Source organism: Umezawaea sp., from assembly GCF_057122925.1.
On the sequence record NZ_DBNGPQ010000169.1, the window covers coordinates 1 to 16,732 of the forward strand.

The 16,732-nt window shown below is 72.0% G+C and carries 13 protein-coding genes; 10 read left to right on the forward strand and 3 right to left on the reverse strand.

The window, feature by feature from the left end:
• Window positions 1-912: 912 nt before the first annotated feature.
• Complete coding sequence (locus tag AC156L_RS37910) at window positions 913-1,188, forward strand: hypothetical protein (RefSeq protein WP_330877237.1); 276 nt, start codon at window positions 913-915, stop codon at window positions 1,186-1,188.
• Between the two features lie 43 nt (window positions 1,189-1,231).
• Here the strand turns inward: AC156L_RS37910 and AC156L_RS37915 are convergent, their stop codons facing one another.
• Window positions 1,232-1,945, reverse strand: coding sequence for a M23 family metallopeptidase (locus tag AC156L_RS37915; protein WP_330877241.1), 714 nt, complete (start codon window positions 1,943-1,945; stop codon window positions 1,232-1,234).
• A gap of 270 nt (window positions 1,946-2,215) precedes the next feature.
• Window positions 2,216-3,241 carry an esterase/lipase family protein gene (locus AC156L_RS37920; RefSeq protein ID WP_330877236.1) on the reverse strand — a complete coding sequence of 342 codons (1,026 nt, stop codon included), beginning with the start codon at window positions 3,239-3,241 and terminating at the stop codon, window positions 2,216-2,218.
• Between the two features lie 914 nt (window positions 3,242-4,155).
• Between AC156L_RS37920 and AC156L_RS37925 the strand changes: the two genes are divergently transcribed.
• The 8 genes from AC156L_RS37925 (at window position 4,156) to purH (ending at window position 13,744) form a co-directional block, all read left to right on the forward strand.
• The gene (locus AC156L_RS37925) at window positions 4,156-5,838 is read left to right on the forward strand and encodes a hypothetical protein (protein ID WP_330877235.1); all 1,683 of its coding nucleotides are present in this window, start codon (window positions 4,156-4,158) and stop codon (window positions 5,836-5,838) included.
• Between the two features lie 58 nt (window positions 5,839-5,896).
• A complete protein-coding gene (gene icmB / locus AC156L_RS37930) occupies window positions 5,897-6,298 on the forward strand; it encodes a coenzyme B12-dependent isobutyryl CoA mutase small subunit (protein WP_330877234.1) in 402 nt (133 codons plus the stop codon).
• A gap of 303 nt (window positions 6,299-6,601) precedes the next feature.
• Window positions 6,602-7,771 (forward strand): ADP-forming succinate--CoA ligase subunit beta, encoded by a 1,170-nt coding sequence (gene sucC / locus AC156L_RS37935; RefSeq protein WP_330877233.1) that lies wholly within the window; start codon window positions 6,602-6,604, stop codon window positions 7,769-7,771.
• Window positions 7,772-7,774: 3 nt separating this feature from the next.
• Window positions 7,775-8,665: a succinate--CoA ligase subunit alpha gene (sucD, locus tag AC156L_RS37940; protein WP_259627726.1), complete on the forward strand. Its 891-nt coding sequence runs from the start codon at window positions 7,775-7,777 to the stop codon at window positions 8,663-8,665.
• Window positions 8,666-9,018: 353 nt separating this feature from the next.
• Window positions 9,019-9,711 (forward strand): DUF5336 domain-containing protein, encoded by a 693-nt coding sequence (locus tag AC156L_RS37945; RefSeq protein WP_484407725.1) that lies wholly within the window; start codon window positions 9,019-9,021, stop codon window positions 9,709-9,711.
• A gap of 113 nt (window positions 9,712-9,824) precedes the next feature.
• Window positions 9,825-11,435, forward strand: a complete 1,611-nt coding sequence (locus tag AC156L_RS37950) for a cell division protein PerM (protein ID WP_330877231.1) — start codon at window positions 9,825-9,827, stop codon at window positions 11,433-11,435.
• A gap of 123 nt (window positions 11,436-11,558) precedes the next feature.
• Window positions 11,559-12,164 carry a phosphoribosylglycinamide formyltransferase gene (purN, locus tag AC156L_RS37955; protein ID WP_330877230.1) on the forward strand — a complete coding sequence of 202 codons (606 nt, stop codon included), beginning with the start codon at window positions 11,559-11,561 and terminating at the stop codon, window positions 12,162-12,164.
• Entirely contained in the window at window positions 12,161-13,744 is a 1,584-nt protein-coding gene (gene purH / locus AC156L_RS37960; protein ID WP_330877229.1) for a bifunctional phosphoribosylaminoimidazolecarboxamide formyltransferase/IMP cyclohydrolase, read from the forward strand. The genes purN and purH overlap by 4 nt, the downstream gene beginning before the upstream one ends.
• Window positions 13,745-13,791: 47 nt before the next feature.
• Here purH and AC156L_RS37965 read toward each other — a convergent pair whose 3' ends face one another.
• Complete coding sequence (locus AC156L_RS37965) at window positions 13,792-15,441, reverse strand: S8 family serine peptidase (protein WP_330877228.1); 1,650 nt, start codon at window positions 15,439-15,441, stop codon at window positions 13,792-13,794.
• A gap of 266 nt (window positions 15,442-15,707) precedes the next feature.
• Here AC156L_RS37965 and AC156L_RS37970 point away from each other — a divergent pair, with 266 nt between their 5' ends.
• Window positions 15,708-16,394: a hypothetical protein gene (locus AC156L_RS37970; RefSeq protein WP_414719938.1), complete on the forward strand. Its 687-nt coding sequence runs from the start codon at window positions 15,708-15,710 to the stop codon at window positions 16,392-16,394.
• The last annotated feature ends 338 nt before the right edge of the window (window positions 16,395-16,732 follow it).

Here is a 16,732-nt window from a genome sequence, read left to right on the forward strand (position 1 = left end):
GCCGCCGCCCTCTCCGACGGGCAGGCGGCGTTCTGCGCTGCCGGAAAGCCGCAGCACCTCACCACACGGCGCCAACAACCCCCGCCGACCGCCCAACCGACCGGCGTCCCGAGCGGGGCCAACCGACTCGGGCCAAGCCCAGCCCCCTCCCTGCCCCCGATCCGAAGCGCCCTCACGGCACGCACGGCCGTGAAGACAATGGCGCGAGCGGGGGAGGGTTGGCCCACGACCGCCCACATCGCCGAAAAAATGTCGTACCCCACCCGTAGCGTGTGACTCGGGGGCCCTTCTCAACAGGAGGACCCTCAATTTCCGACGCGCTCCAGTTCCATTTATCCGAACGCCACCCCTCCCCACTCCCCATCGGCGATCCCAGCCGACCACCGGCCTTTCCCGCCACCCACCAAGCCGCCCATCGGCCCTTTCCCCGCTACCCGACCGCCTTTCCCCATCACGCACCAGGCCATCTCCCACCGCCCACCAGGCCGTCCCCCTCTCTGCCCACCAGGCCGTCCCCCTCCGCGCCCGCCAGGCCCGTCCCTCCCCCCTTCCACCAGGCGTTCTCCCCTCACCCGACCCATTCCACACCGCACCCGAAATTCATCCCCGACCCCCGGCAACCTGTCCCGCCCCCACGCGTCCTAGTGGTTGTCGGAAGCGGTCTGGCCCCCATTCGGGGTGGGGGAACCAGGGGGAACCCGCGGAGGGCGAAAAGGGGATCGGGGTGCACCGCGCAGGGCGGAGCACTCATCGCAAGGGGGAGAGGTGCAGTCGGGGAACCGGCCGGGTCGCGCAAGCGGCCCGGCCTTTCCGCACCTCAAGGGCTACACGACCAAAAATTGTCGGTGCCGTCCGCTTACATGACCCCACGCGACCACGGACCAACGAGGTTCGGAAGTGGGGGTGCTCGGTGTGGATGAGGTCTTGGCTCGGTTGCTGCACGAGCGTGTTGTCGGCTATCTCGACGCCGTCGACCGCCTGGCGGCGCTGGAGGAGTCGCGCACGACCGCTTTCGAGGCCCGCAGGCTGGCCGCCGCCTGGCGGGCCCTCCTGGGCCTCCACGGCCTCGGCAGCGGCTGCAAGGCGTGCGCCAGGGGTCCGCGCATGTGTTCGGTCTGGCGGGTGGCGTGCGGCTACTTCGTGCACCGGCTCCCGTGGGAGCGCCGCCGCTTCCGGTTCCGCGAGTGACGTGGCTCCGCCGCGCGTCGTGCGCGGCGGAGCGGTACCGCTGCTAGAGGGTGACGCCGCGCTCGTTCAGCCAGGGCAGCGGGTTGATCTTCATGCCGCTGGCGTTCCACACCTCGAAGTGGAGGTGCGGGCCGGTGGAGAAGCCGCGGTTGCCGACTTCGGCGATCTGCTCGCCCGCGCGGACCTTCTGGCCCTTCTGCACCGAGAAGCTGTTCATGTGGCCGTACACCGTGACGGTGCCGTCGGCGTGCTCGATCCGGACCCAGAGCCCAAATCCACTTGCCGGACCGGCCTCGATCACGACACCATCCGCGACGGAGTAGATCGGGTCGCCGATCGGGCCCGCGATGTCGATGCCGTAGTGCATCTCGCCCCAGCGGCCGCCGTAGCCGGAGGTGAAGATGCCGGGGGCGGGGCGGACGACCTTGGGGCGCTTGGCCTCGATCTCGTCGGCTTCGCGCTTCTCCGTGATCCGCTGGCTCTTGGCGAGCTTGCTGGCCTCGGCGGAGGGGTCGACGAGCTTCGCGACGGGCAGCACCTGCGGGGCGGCGGCGGGGGCTGTGCCACCGACGCCGAACGCGGCCGCGCCGTCACTGGCCTGGGCCAGCGGCGTCACCTCGTCGGACGAGCCTGCGCCGACTGCTTGCAGGGTCTGACCTGCACCTGCGGCGGCGAAAGCACCGACCGCGACAGCGGCGACGACGATCCGTCCACGCAGGGCGGACGGTGGCGGCGGCAGGCGGTGAGTGCTCACCACTCGGGTCGAGGCGCGGGAGACTGCCTCGTCGAGCACATCGGTACCTGCTTGGCCGCCGGGGGAGCGGTGTTGAGACAAAGCCGGGCCTTCCGTGTTCCGGGGAGTCCAGTCGGACCCGGGCGGGGGATCCCGGAGAGTCGGTCGGGGTTCCGACTCTGTGTCCTTGCATGTGACCAGACCGTGACAACGGACCGGGGGAACATAACGGGATGGGTGTCCCGTCGGCAATCCCCGTCGTCGATGTCTACCGAATAGCGGTTAGCGCGGGGGTTAGGGGCATGAGCCGTGACGCTCTGTCACACCCGAGCCCGCAAACCCGGCGCGTCCAGGCGTGATGCGGTGTTGAGGGGCGTCATCCGAACGGGTGATAGCCGCCACCACCGTGTGCAGAGTGCGCGGATCGACGGGCAGGGACAGGTGACCTGAATCACGTATCTGGTGCTCTTCGACGAGCAACCCCGGATGGGTCAACCGGGCGTTCCGCTGCGGCACGATGACCTGGTCCATCTCGCTCCACACGACGACGAACCGCGTGCGGCAGGGCTTGCCGGGCTCCGCGAGTTCGGTGAGCAGGTCCGAGCCCGGCCGCAGCTGCCGGATCAGGGGGGTGGGGAGGAGGTAGGCGGCCAGCGTGCCGTTGTGGGGTGTGCCCAAGGTCACCAGGGTGCGCACCCGCGCGTCGCCGTGCAGCCGCTGCACGTAGTACCGCGCGATCAGGCCGCCGAGGGAGTGGCCGACGACGTGGACCCGATCGGACCCGGTCTGCTCGCAGATGCGTTCGATGTGCGCGCCCAGCAGCGCGGCGGAGCGGCGGACGTCGCCGGTCAACGCCGTCAGCACGCTGTAGTTCACCGCGTGCACGACGCCGAAGCCGCGCCTTCGCAGCGCCCCCGACAGCACTGCGAAGGCGGACCTGTTGTCCCCGATCCCGTGGACCAGCACGATGGGGGTGCCCGCTGCGTCCATCGCTGAAACCACCAGGCCGCGCTGCCGGGGTGGGAGCAGGTCCGTCCGGTAGTGCCGGAGGTGTCCTTCGGGCCGCAGCTGCTGCGCCACGACGCCCCACGGGTAGAGCAGGGCGTGCGTCGCCATCCAGGCGGCTTCGACGGCGACTCCGCGCACCCCGCCGACGGTGACCGCTGCTTTCAGGGCGGTGAACGTCTGGTCGGACACGTCGCGGACCACGTGCAGACCGGAATCGGCACGTCGCAACAGCGCATCCGTCACCCGTCGCAGCCCGAGAGTCCCCATAAGGGTGAAGGTAGGACATCCCACCGACATCGAACGAGCGCCCACTTCGGGTGTTCCACGGCCGACCGACCGATCACCACCCGCGAAAGCCCCAACCGCACCAGGACCCGCCCGACCCCGCTCAGCCGACCCGCTGCCCGTCGACCCGCTGCCCGTCGACCCGCTGCCTGGTGAGTCGCTGCCCGCTGGCCCGCTGCCTGGTGAGTCGCTGCCCGCCGGCCCGCCCTCTGCCAGCTCGACGTCTGCGGACCCGCCCTCCGCCGACGCTCCCGCTCCATCTCGACGCCCGGACCGGACGGCCCCGGAACCGCTCACCGACCCGGCAGACCGAGCCACCTCCTGATCCGGACGGGCCGGCAGGTCTGGCCGATCAGCCCGCGCTCCACCAGCCCGTGTTCGCAGCCCGCCAGCGGTTTCTCGCGCCCCATCGGCTGTTTCTCGCGCCCCGCTGACCGACCCCCGTGGCCCGCTGGTTCGTTCCTGCGGCTCATCGACCGGTTGTCGCTGCCCGCTGGTTGGTTCTCGCGCCCCGCTGACCGACCCCCGAGGCCCACCGGCTCGTTCCTGCGACCCACCGACCGGTTGTCGCTGCTCATCGGCCAGCTCCCCCAACCCGCCAGCCCGTCCCCCCGACCCGCCAGCCGCGTCCCGCAACCCACCGACCAGATCCCCCGACCAGACCCGATCCAGCCCAGCCGCCACCCCACCGACCGACGCTCTCGCCGACACCCCAGGTCACCGCCCCCGCAGCACTCCCCGCACCCGCTCTCCCCGCCCCCGCTCTCCCCACTCCAGCGTGCCCGGCCCGGCTCGTCCTCCACTAGACGCCGGCTAAACCCCGCACGCACCCAGCACAACCACGAACCGGCCCCCACCCCGTTGCCCCGTTCAGCCCAGCGAGGGCCCGCGCGGCGCACGTGCCCGCACACTCGATCACCGGACTTGCTAGCGTCGAGCCGATGACCCGAACCACCCGTGACACCGTCGTGGCCGGCGCTGATCCGGCGTCTCCGGCGTCCGTCCGGCTCCGAGTGGCCTTCGGGCTGGCCGTCGTGGGCGCGCTGCTCTCCGCCGCGGCCCCGCTGGTCGGTGTGGTCGGCGAGGGCACCGCCCCGGCGTTCACCGCCTGGCCCCTCCTCCTGCTGCTCGCGCTGCTGCCGGTGGCGCTGGCGGCGACGTTCCTGCGGAACCACCCCACCGTGGCGGCGGGTGTCCTGGCCGTGACGGCCTTCTTCGCCCCCGGTCGTCTGCTGGTGGACCTCCAGATCACGGTCGACACCACCTACACGACCCGCCCGGAGCTGTTCCGCCCCACGAGCCTGACGCCGTTGACCCCGAGCACGGGCCTCTGGCTGCTCGTGGCGGGTCACCTGCTGGTCCTGGCGGCGGGCGCGGTGGCGGCCACCAGCACGCCGTCGGACGACGGCGACGCCGACCAGGCGGGCACGCGCAAGTTCCTCGGCCTGGTGGTCACGGCGGGAGCGCTGGCGGCGATCGGCCTGTTCATGGCCCCGATCACCTCCACCGACCCCCTGGTCCCCACCGGCGGTCCCTTCGACGCGCCCGCGCTGGCCATGATCGGCGGCCTCCTGCTGGCCGCGGCGGCCCCGGCGGCCGGTGTGCTGGCCGCGAGCAACCCCGACCCGGAGAACCGCCGCGGCGGACTCCTCGCGGTGGCGGCGGCGCTGGCCGCCCTGGCTCTGCCCCCGCTGGTGGCGGGCCTGGTCGCGGACGGGCTCGGTGTGTCCGTCGGCTCGGTCCTCCTGCTGCTGGCGGCCGTGGCGCACGCCGTCCTGGCCAACGTCCTCGGCCGCGGTGCCGAAGCCGCCGACCCCACCGAGCAGAAGGCCGTGGAACTCCCCGGCCTGCGCCGCCTGCACCTCATCGCGGGCGTCCTCGGCCTCCTCGCCGCCGCGGCGGCCCTCGGTGGAGCGCTGAGCCCCCAGCTGGTGGTCCCGGACGGCCTGCCGCTCCCGGTCGGCTACGCCGAGCGCCTCCTCTGGCCCGCGCTGGTCGCCGTCGCGGTGCTGTCGGCCGCCGTGATCGCGGGCAGGGCCCGCCCCGCCTTCACCGTCGCGCTGGCCGCGCTGCCGCTGGCCGCGGGCAGCGCGCTGGACGCCGTCTTCGCCGCCACCCAGATCGGCTCGGTCACACCGGGCAACGGCATCTGGTTCACCGTCCTGTCCGTGGTCCTGGCGGTCGCCGCCGCGGTCACGGCCGCGCTGGCGGGCGCACTGGAGCGGGAGGAGACCGAGCCGCCGACCAGGTCGCCGACGCCGCTGCCGACGGTCGCGCTGGTCCTGATCGGCGCGCTGCTCGCGCTCGGCGCGTTCGCCCTCCCGGTCCTGAGCGCCCCGGACTTCAACCCGGTCGGCCTGCTCGACCTCCGCGTCGGCTCCTGGGGCCTGCTCGCCGGTCTGCTGGCCGTCGTGGCCGCCGCGGGCCTCGCACTGGTGTCACGACCGCCGCACGCCGCCGCGCTGCTGCTCGGCGCGGCCCTGGTGACGGCCGTGCGGGCGCTGGAACACCCGCTCACGTCGGCCCGCGCCGCCGACGCCGCCCCCGGCCCGGGGCTGTGGCTGGCGGTCGCCGCCGTGGTGGCGTTCCTCGCGGGCTCGGCCCTGTCGGCTTCCCGCCGCTGAACCGCCGGCCTACTCTGCGGACGCGGGCGATCCCCGCGCAGACGAACAGGAGACAGCCATGAGTGGTCGGATCCGCGTGGTGGTGGCCAAACCAGGACTGGACGGCCACGACCGCGGTGCCAAGGTCGTGGCGCGCGCGCTGCGCGACGCGGGCATGGAGGTCGTCTACACCGGACTGCACCAGACACCCGAACAGGTGGTGGAGACCGCCCTCCAGGAGGACGCGGACGCCGTCGGCCTGTCCGTGCTGTCCGGCGCCCACATGACCCTGTTCGCGCGGGTCATCGAGCTGCTCAAGGAGAAGGGTGCCGAGGACGTGGTCGTCTTCGGCGGCGGGATCGTCCCGGAGGAGGACGTGCCGAGGCTCGCGGAGATGGGCGTCGCCAAGATCTTCACGCCGGGAGCGACCACGACGGAGATCGTCGACTGGGTCCGCGAACACGTCTCGCAACCCGTCTGAGCACGGCGGGCGGTCCCCTCGACCGACCCCTCCGGGCGTGGTGACCACGTTGTCGTGATCGACCTCACCGTGGTTATGACGGACCTCACCGGGTATGGCGTGCGGACGGTCCACGCAGGTCGATAATCTCTTGCGCAGCCGCGTCCAGCCGGTCCTCGATCACTGCTCAGCCGGCGTTCCAGGTGGTACCTGGTGCGTGTGAGCTCCTGAAGACCGTGCCCTGGGTTCCACCTGGAGCGCCGGACCCTTCGAGGACCACCCCCCAGGACGCGGTGTCCGACACCGACGTCGCAGGAGACCCGAGTGGACCTGTACGAGTACCAGGCGAAGGATCTCTTCGCCGCCCACAACGTTCCGGTACTTCCGGGCGATGTGGCCAGCACCCCAGCCGAGGCCAAGGCGCTCGCTGAGCAGTACGGCACCACCGTGGTCGTGAAGGCCCAGGTCAAGACGGGTGGCCGCGGCAAGGCGGGCGGCGTCAAGCTCGCCGAGACCCCGGCCGAGGCGGAGTCGAAGGCCGAGGCGATCCTCGGTCTGGACATCAAGGGCCACGTCGTCCACCGCGTTCTGGTGACGACCGCGTCCGACATCGCGGAGGAGTACTACTTCTCCTTCCTGCTCGACCGCTCCAACCGCACCTTCCTGGCCATGGCGTCGGTCGAGGGCGGCATGGAGATCGAAGAGGTCGCGGCCACCAACCCCGACGCGCTGGCCAAGATCGCCATCGACGCCATCAAGGGCGTCGACCTGGCGAAGGCCCAGGAGATCGTCGCGGCCGCCAAGTTCCCGGCCGAGGTCGCCGACCAGGTCGCCGACGTCATCGTGAAGCTCTGGGAGACGTTCGTCTCCGAGGACGCCACGCTGGTCGAGGTCAACCCGCTCGTGCGCGACCCCGAGGGCAAGATCGTCGCCCTCGACGGCAAGGTCACCATCGACGAGAACGCCGCGTTCCGGCACCCGGAGCACGCCGCGCTGGTCGACGAGAAGACCGAGGACCCGCTCGAGGCGAAGGCCAAGGCCAAGGGCCTCAACTACGTGAAGCTCGACGGCCAGGTCGGCATCATCGGCAACGGCGCCGGTCTCGTGATGTCCACGCTCGACGTCGTCGCGTACGCCGGTGAGAAGCACAAGGGCGTCAAGCCCGCGAACTTCCTCGACATCGGCGGCGGCGCGTCCGCCGAGGTGATGTCGAACGGCCTCGACATCATCCTGAACGACCCGGACGTGCGCAGCGTCTTCGTGAACGTGTTCGGCGGCATCACCGCCTGCGACGCGGTCGCGAACGGCATCGTGCAGGCGCTGGAGATCATCGGCGACGCGGCGACCAAGCCGCTCGTCGTCCGCCTCGACGGCAACAACGTGGAGGAGGGCAGGCGGATCCTCGCCGACGCCAACCACCCGCTCGTCACCGTCGTCGACACCATGGACAACGCGGCCGACAAGGCCGCCGAGCTCGCAGCAGCGGGGGTCTGACCGATGGCCATCTTCATCAACCAGGACAGCAAGGTCATCGTCCAGGGCATGACCGGTGCCGAGGGCACGAAGCACACCAAGCGGATGCTCGCGTCCGGCACGAACATCGTCGGCGGCGTGAACCCCCGCAAGGCGGGCGAGAAGGTCGACTTCGACGGCAACGTGCTCCCGGTCTTCGCGACCGTGGCCGAGGCCATCGAGGCGACCGGCGCGAACGTCACCGTGATCTTCGTCCCGCCGAAGTTCGCCAAGGACGCCGTCATCGAGGCGATCGACTCGGGCATCGGCCTCGCCGTCGTGATCACCGAGGGCATCCCGGTGCACGACACCGCGAAGTTCTGGGCCCACGCCGTCGCGACCGGCAACAAGACCCGCATCATCGGCCCGAACTGCCCCGGCCTCATCAGCCCCGGCCTGTCGAACGCGGGCATCATCCCCGCGAACATCAGCGGCGCGGGCAAGGTCGGCCTGGTGTCGAAGTCCGGCACCCTGACCTACCAGATGATGTACGAGCTGCGTGACTTCGGCTTCTCCACCGCCATCGGCATCGGCGGCGACCCGATCATCGGCACCACGCACATCGACGCCCTGGAGGCCTTCGAGGCCGACCCGGAGACCGTCGCCATCGTGATGATCGGCGAGATCGGCGGCGACGCCGAGGAGCGCGCGGCGGCGTTCATCAAGGACAACGTCACCAAGCCCGTCGTGGGCTACGTGGCGGGCTTCACCGCGCCCGAGGGCAAGACGATGGGCCACGCGGGCGCCATCGTCTCCGGCTCCGCGGGCACCGCGCAGGCGAAGAAGGAGGCCCTAGAGGCCGCCGGCGTCAAGGTCGGCAAGACGCCGTCCGAGACCGCCGCCCTGATGCGGGAGATCATGCAGTCCATCGGCTGATCGAGCCGCTGGAGCTGACGCACTGGCCGGGCCCCGGTACGGGGGTCCGGCTTTTCGCGCTCTCGGCAGAGGTGGGACTGCGCCATCCGGGTGTGGTGGTCGAGCCCGACCTACGGTGAGTGAGCACTCATCCCCAGAAAGTTGCCCACACCCTGTGGACAACTCCAACTCCTGTGGACAACCCCGCTCGACCTATCCCCAATCGGGCGTTCAGACCCCTGGTTGGCCACGTTCCGTGATCTACTGGCACCCTCAAGTGGCGGAACCAATCCGATCCGGTCATCGTCTGACTAGCCGGATCGGCTAGCGTTTTGCTGCCGCTCGTCGTCCCTCGCTGGAGGAGGAACCTCACCATGTCCGTCCCGTACGGCGCCCCTCAGCAACAGCCGGGGGCACCCGGCCCGGCGCAGCCGGCGATGGGCCTGAACCTGGGCTTCGTCCTTCCGCTCGCCGCGGCCGGTCTCGCGCTGATCTCGTTCCTGCTCGCCTTCGCCGACGACGTCCCGCTGTTCAGCGCGGTCGAGTACATCTACGCGACCGGTGTGCTGGCGGGGCTGTCGGTGCTGCCGAAGGCGCCTCGGCTGCTCTACGCGGCCGCACCCCTCACGATCGTGTCGACGCTGGTCATCCTCCAGGGGATGATCAAGAGTTCCGCCGAGATCCAGGGCATGCAGATCGTCCTGTTCATCGTCTCGCTGCTCCAGACCGCGGCGGTCGTCGGCGGCATCCTCGTGGACGCGGGCATCCTCAAGCTGGAGCCCAAGCCCGCCAACCCGTTCGGCGGCCAGCAGCCGCAGCCCGGCACCTGGAACCCGCAGACCGGCGGTTTCCCGCCCCAGCAGCAGCCGCAGCAGCAGTACGGCCAGCAGCAGCCCCAGCAGCCGCAGCAGCCCCCGACCGGTGGCTTCGGCGCTCCGGTCCAGCCGCAGCAGCAGCCGCAGGCTCCCGGTCCGACGTCGTACCTGTCGCAGCCCGGCCAGTTCGGCCAGCAGAACCCCGGCACGCCGCCCGGCGGCTTCGGCGGTCCGCCGCAGCAGCAGGGCTGAGCCGGAACAGCTCGCGCGGCGGAGGGGTGGCACCGGAATCATCCGGGGTCACCCCTCTTCCGCGTCCGGCGTGCCTCACCTGGATGGCCGAGCGCGACTGACAGAGTGGACCGGTGCCGGTGCTGCAACCCTCCACGCACGGCGGAACCGACGTGCGCCCACCCGAGTTCTCCCGTCCGGAACGCGTCCGGGTCCTGGTGATGACCGCGGCGGGCTCCGTCGTGATCGGCTACGCGGCCGTCGCCGCCCTGCTCGCCCTGATCGCCGCGACGGCCACGAACGCCGCGTTCTCCACGACCGGTGTGCTCACGGCCGCCGCGCCCGGCTGGCTGGTGGCGCACCACGTGCCGCTGCGCTTCGAGGGCGCCGCCCAACTGGGTGTGCTGCCGCTGCTGCCGACCGCGCTGCTGATGCTGCTGGCGGGCCGAGCGGCCGCGGGCGCCGCCGACCGGCTCGGGCTGTACGAGCCGCTCCAGGCCCGCGGTGTGGTGCTGTGCATCGCCGGTGCGCACGCCATCACGGGCGGCACGATCGCGCTGCTGATGGGGGACGGGCCGGTGCGGGCGACACCCGCGGTGGCGTTCTTCGGCTGCGCCGCGGTGTCCGGTGTCGCCGCCACGATCGGGGTCGCCCAGCGCTGCGGGCTGGTCGAGGTGCTGATCGACCGCATCGACCCGGTCGCGCGCCGCGGGATGCGCGCGGGCCTGCTGGCGCTGTTCGTGCTCGGCGGGCTGGGCGCGCTGCTGGTGGCGCTGGGTCTGGCGTTCTCCTGGTCGACGACGAGCGGCCTGTTCGCGGGCGCGGACTCCACGTTCGGCGTCGGCCTCGGTCTCTTCCTGCTGTGCCTCGGCTACCTGCCGAACGCCGTCGTCGCCGCGCTGTCGTACGTGGTCGGCGCGGGCTTCTCGATCGGTCCGGTCGTGATGACGCCGATGCGCTTCGTCGGCGGCGACCTGCCCGCGGTACCGCTGCTGGCCGCACTGCCCGAGCGGCAGCTCGGCTTCCTGCCCGGCCTGCTCCTGCTGCCGCTGCTGCTCGGCGGTGTGGTGGGCTGGTACTGCCGCAAGATCTCCGAACGGCCGTCGACCCGCCTGCGCGCGGTCCTCGTCGCGGGCGTGACGGTCGCCGTGGTGTCGCTCGTGCTCGCCGCGACGGCGGGCGGCAACCTGGGTGACGGCCCCTTCAACCCGGTCACCGTGCCCGCGGGCCTGCTCACGGTGCTCGTGCTGGGCTGGATCGTGCTGCCGGGGTCGTTCGTCGCCTGGTTCGCGGGCCCGCGGCCCAAGCGCGTGCGCGCCGCGGAGGCCCCCGAGGTCGAGCGGATCCCGGACGAGGCGGAGGCCGTCGCCGAGGACGGCGAGGAGGACTTCGACGTCGAGGACGAGGACTACGAGGACGTCGACGAGGAGCTGGCCCTCGAGGACGAGCTGGCGGAGGAGTTCGAGGAGTCGGAGGACGACTACGACGACGAGCCGCTGGACGACGCCGCCGAGGACGAGCTGGACGACTACGACGACGATCCGGGAGCGGACGCCGACGACGGCATCGACCACGACGACATCGACGACGATGTCGACGACCCCGACGAGGACCCGGACGACTCGGAGGACGCCGTCGACGAGGCGCCCGCGGACGACGAACCCGGTGATGAGCCCGGTGGTGGACCCGAGGACGACCCGGACGACGGGTCCCCGGAACCGGACCTGACCGGCAAGGCCCGCTAGGCAACGCCTACGCTTGGTGCTGAGCTGCGGCGATGGTCTTGCCCTCGCCCGGCTGACGTTCCCGCACCGGCCCGCCAGGAGACCACGCTGAACGCCGCAGAACCCAGCACCCTCAGGCTTCCAGTGCCCGCGAGGGTGGTCGTGCTCGTCTCGGGCTCCGGCACCCTCCTCCAGGCACTGCTGGACGCCGCGGAGGATCCCGCCTACCCCGTCGAGGTGGTCGCCGTCGGCGCCGACCGCGACGGCATCGAGGGCCTGGCCCGTGCCGAGCGCGCGGGTGTGCCCGCGTTCTCGGTGAAGCTGCGCGACCACGCCGACCGCGCCGCGTGGGACGTCGCGCTCACGAAGGCGGTCGCCGAGCACGAACCCGACCTGGTGGTCTCCGCCGGGTTCATGAAGATCATCGGTGACGGCTTCCTGGCCCGCTTCGGCGGCCGGATGCTGAACACCCACCCCGCGCTGCTCCCCGCCTTCCCCGGCGCGCACCCCGTGCGCGACGCGGTGGACTACGGCGTCCACGTCACCGGCGCGACCGTGCACCTGGTCGACGCGGGCGTGGACACCGGGCCGATCCTGGCCCAGGAGGCGGTGGCGGTCGAACCCGGCGACGACGCCGACAGCTTGCACGAGCGCATCAAGGTGGTGGAGCGGCGACTGCTCGTCGACGTGGTCGCCAGCCTGGCCCGCGAGGGCTGCACCGTGACCGGACGAAAGGTGAGCATTCCGTGACCACTCCTGCCGAGAGGCGACCGGTTCGTCGGGCACTGATCGGGGTGTCCGACAAGTCGGGGCTGCTGGAACTGGCCTCCGGCCTGCACGCGGCCGGAGTCGAGATCGTGTCGACCGGCGGCACCGCGAAGGCGTTGGCGGACGCGGGCATCCCCGTCGTCCCGGTCGAGCAGGTGACCGGGTTCCCGGAGAGCCTGGACGGCCGCGTCAAGACGCTGCACCCCGGCGTGCACGCGGGTCTGCTCGCGGACACGCGGCGGCCGGAGCACCTGGCGCAGCTCGACGAGCTGGGCATCAAGGCGTTCGACCTGCTCGTGGTGAACCTGTACCCGTTCGCCCAGACCGTCGCGTCCGGCGCGTCGGTCGACGAGTGCGTCGAGCAGATCGACATCGGCGGCCCCGCGATGGTCCGCGCGTCGGCGAAGAACCACGCCAGCGTCGCCGTCGTGGTCGACCCGACCCGCTACGGGTGGGTGCTGGAGCAGGTCGCCGCGGGTGGTTTCACGCTCGCGGACCGGCAGCTGCTGGCGCTGGGCGCGTTCCGCCACACCGCTTCCTACGACGTCGCCGTCGCGTCCTGGCTGGGCTCCGCGCTCACCTCGGACGACGAGGGCACCGGCTTCCCCGGCTGGGTCGGCGCGACCTGGAACCGCTCGAACGTGCTGCGCTACGGCGAGAACCCGCACCAGAAGGCCGCGCTGTACACGCAGGGCGACGGCCGCACCGGGCTCGCGACCGCGCGGCAGCTGCACGGCAAGGAGATGTCGTACAACAACTACCTCGACGGTGACGCCGCCTGGCGCGCCGCGTGGGACCACGAGCTGCCGTGCGTCGCGATCATCAAGCACGCCAACCCGTGCGGCATCGCGGTGTCCACCGTGGAGGGTCCGGCGGCCATCGCCGAGGCCCACCGCAAGGCGCACGCGTGCGACCCGACCAGCGCGTTCGGCGGGATCATCGCGGCGAACCGCGAGGTCACCGTGGACATGGCCGAGCAGGTCGCGGAGATCTTCACCGAGGTCGTGATCGCCCCGTCGTACGCCGACGGCGCGGTGGACGTGCTGTCCCGCAAGAAGAACGTCCGCATCCTGATCGCCGAGCCGCCCGTGCGGCAGGGCGTGGAGCTGCGCCCGGTCTCCGGCGGCCTGCTGCTCCAGGGCAAGGACGTCATCGACGCCGAGGGCGACGACCCGAGCAAGTGGACCCTCGCCTGCGGCGCGCCGCTGTCCGACGCCGAGCTGTCGGACCTGGCGTTCGCGTGGCGCTCGTGCCGCGCGGTCAAGTCCAACGCGATCCTGCTGGCCAAGGACGGCGCCACCGTCGGCGTCGGCATGGGCCAGGTCAACCGGGTCGACTCCGCGAAGCTCGCGGTGACCCGCGCGGGTGAGCGCGTGCGGGGCTCGATGGCGGCCTCCGACGCGTTCTTCCCGTTCCCGGACGGCCTCCAGGTGCTGCTCGACGCCGGTGTCCGCGCCGTCGTGCAGCCCGGTGGCTCCGTGCGCGACCCCGAGGTCATCGCCGCCGCCGAGGCCGCGGGCGTCACGATGTACCTCACGGGCACGCGCCACTTCGCGCACTAGGGCGCTCGGAGGCCGGTGGGCCCCACCCACCGGCCTCCGGCGTTCGCTCAGCCGAGGAACTCGGCACCGCGGGTGACGGCGGCGAAGGCGTTCACGACGCCGTGGCCGTAGAACCCGTTGAACGCCAAGTCCCCTTCGCAGGTCGCGGTGTACTCGGGTCCACGACCCGTGTGCTCGTAGGACACCGTCCTCGGTGTGGGGCACGGGACCTTGTCGGCCGTGCCCTTGAGCACCCTCTCCACCTCGTCCGGCGCCAGCGTGAGCGTGCCGGGGTGGGCCGGGTCCGCCTCGCCGTACTGGCTGACCGTCAGCGCGGCCGTCGCGGAGACGTGGGGCGCCGCCATCGAGGTGCCGTCCAGGAAGGTGTAGAACGCGCACCTGGTGCCCGAGCAGTGCTTCACCACGTGGTTCTTCACGCCGTCCGGGGTGATGTTGCCGTCCGCGTCGATGAAGCCCTTGGCCAGCGAGGCGCCGCGGGGGTACGTGGACAGGATCCGGTTCTCCCTGGTCTCGTACCAGGGCGTGCCGAAGTAGTCCTTGAAGTACCCGCCCGGCGCGGACAGGTCGATCCGCTCGACCCCGTAGTCGGAGCGGTCGGACTTCGCCTGCGACGGCCCCAGCGCCGAGACGCCCAGCACGTGCCCGCCCTCCGCGGGCATCTTGAGGCAGGTGGCGTTGTCGATCGGCCGCGGGTACGTCCCGCCCTCCGGGAAGTTCGGGCTCGACGTGTCGGGGCGCGGCTTGCCGAGGTCGTCGTAGTTGTTGCCCGCTGAGCTGACCAGCGTCACGCCCTTGCCGTGCGCGTAGTCCAGCGCGCGCTGGAAGGCGGCGACGATCGTGCGCTGCTCGGTCTGGAACTCCGGTGCGTCGTTGGGGTTCGAGGCGCAGTTGTACCGCCAGGGGTCGACGTAGAACGACATGTTGATCACGTCGAGGCCGATGTCGGCGCCGTAGGTCAACCCGTCGACGACCGGCTGGAGGAACGCGAACCCGCTGTCCTGGGTCGCGCGGAGGTTGACGAGCGTGATGCCGGGCGCGACGCCCGCCGTGCCGAACCCGTTGGTGGCGGCGGCGATGATGCCCGCGACGTGCGTGCCGTGCCCGTCGTCGTCGACGTCCACGGGGTCGACGCAGCTCGCGACCTCGCACGGCCCGTCGACGACCGGGACGTCGCGGGTGAAGTTGCGGGACAGCCCCCGGTTCAGGCGGGTCGTCAGGTCCGGGTGGCTGCCGTCGATGCCGCTGTCCAGCACGCCGACGTGCACCCGCGGGTCACCGAGCTGCCGATCCCTGGCCAGGTCCGCGCGCACCATCCGCAGCCCCCACTGCTGCTCCTCCAGCGGGTCGGTCGCCCGCTCGGGCGCGGGCGGCGGGTCGGCCACCGGGCCCGGCTCGGCGGCCGTCGCTCCGGTGGTCTCCTCGATCGTGAAGTCGCGGGCCGCGCCGAACACCGCGTCCGACGCCGAGACCTGCTGGATGAACCCCGTCTTCGGCGCCCGCGCGCTCACGGTGCCGACAGCGGTGTTCTCCTTGATCACGGTGCCGCCCGCCGAGCGGATGGCGGCGATGGCCGCGTCGCGGCTCGCCCCCGCTTCGACGAGCACGGTGTACCCGCTCAACACCTGCGCCCCCGCCACCGCGACACCCGACAGCAACAGCGGTGCCAACAACACCGCTGGAACCCACCTGTTCCTCATGGTTCCCCCTCCGGTCCGGTCCTTCGAGGTCGAAGACCTACCCGGGTCCGGATGTTCACGGTCGGGACCCGGTGGGTTGTCAAACAACCCCGAAGATCGGGCACGGGTCGTCGACACCCGAACGGCCCACGGGCATTGACACCGGGCAGGCCGAACCCGATAAGATCGACCACGTCGTTCGAACACGTGTTCGATAGACTGCAAGCCGCCGACTTCCCACGGCGGTCCGTGTTCAGGGGTGCTCACGGACGGTGGGAGGAGGCTGGGTGTCCAGGTCGGCAACGGCGATGTCGGTCGCGCTCGGGGTAGACGCGACCGGCGGGCTGACCATTCCAGCCACCGAGATCACGGGGCGGGTCCTGCCGGTTCGCGGGGAACTCGCGGACCTGCTCCCGTGGGGCGGCTTGAGGCGCGGCAGCACGGTGTCGGTGCGCGGATCGACATCGTTGCTGCTCGCGCTGCTCTCCACGGCGACGGCCGAGGGCTGCTGGGCAGCGGTCGTCGGTCTGCCGAGCCTGGGCGTGCTCGCGGCGGCGGAACTGGGGGTCGCCGTGCGCCGCCTGGCTCTCGTGCCCGAGCCGGGCACCGACCCGGTGGTGGTCGAACGCACGGTCGCGGCCCTGCTCGACGGCATCGACCTCGTCTCGGTCGCCGTCCCCGTCACCCCGCACACGGCCCGCAGGCTCTCCGCGCGTGCCCGCCAGCGCAAGGCGGTGCTGGTCCCGTTCGGCGCGTGGCCGGGGGCGGACGTGGAACTGCGCGTCGGGGAGGGCCGCTGGAGCGGTCTCGGCGCGGGCCACGGCGTGCTCGCGGAACGCGAGGTGGTCGTGCACGCGGGTGGTCGCGGTGCCGCGTCACGTCCGGTGCGCGCCGGTTTCCTGCTGCCCGCTCCCGGTGGTGGCGTCGGTCCGAGCAGGCCTGTCGTTCGGCCGGTGGTGGCGGTGGCCGGGTGATGGGGTGCGTCGGGTGGTGGCGTCGGTTCGAGCGGGCCTGTCGTGCGGCCGGTGGTGGCCGGGTGGTGGGCCGCGGGTGGGGCGCGTCGAGCGGTGACTTCGGTTCCGGGTGGCCGGTCGTCGCGGGGGCTGCCGGCCGTGGCGGGATGGCTGGGGCGCGGGTGGTCGCGGGGGTGGCTGGGGCGCGGGTGTTGCGGCTGGGGGCTGTCGGTCGGGCCGGGTGCGCGGTGCGGAGGTCTGGTTCGCGGTCGGTCGTGGGAGTGGTCGCGCCGTCGGTGTTGAGGGCCCCCGGTTCGGCGGGGTTTCCCCGCCGCGGCTCGATTCGTGAGCGACTGTGC

Coding starts and splice junctions, on each gene's coding strand:
- AC156L_RS37925 (WP_330877235.1), top strand. CDS start 4,156: ATGACCCGAACCACCCGTGACACCGTCGTGGCCGGCGCTGATCCGGCG.
- icmB (WP_330877234.1), top strand. CDS start 5,897: ATGAGTGGTCGGATCCGCGTGGTGGTGGCCAAACCAGGACTGGACGGC.
- sucD (WP_259627726.1), top strand. CDS start 7,775: ATGGCCATCTTCATCAACCAGGACAGCAAGGTCATCGTCCAGGGCATG.
- AC156L_RS37945 (WP_484407725.1), top strand. CDS start 9,019: ATGTCCGTCCCGTACGGCGCCCCTCAGCAACAGCCGGGGGCACCCGGC.
- AC156L_RS37965 (WP_330877228.1), bottom strand. CDS start 15,441: ATGAGGAACAGGTGGGTTCCAGCGGTGTTGTTGGCACCGCTGTTGCTG.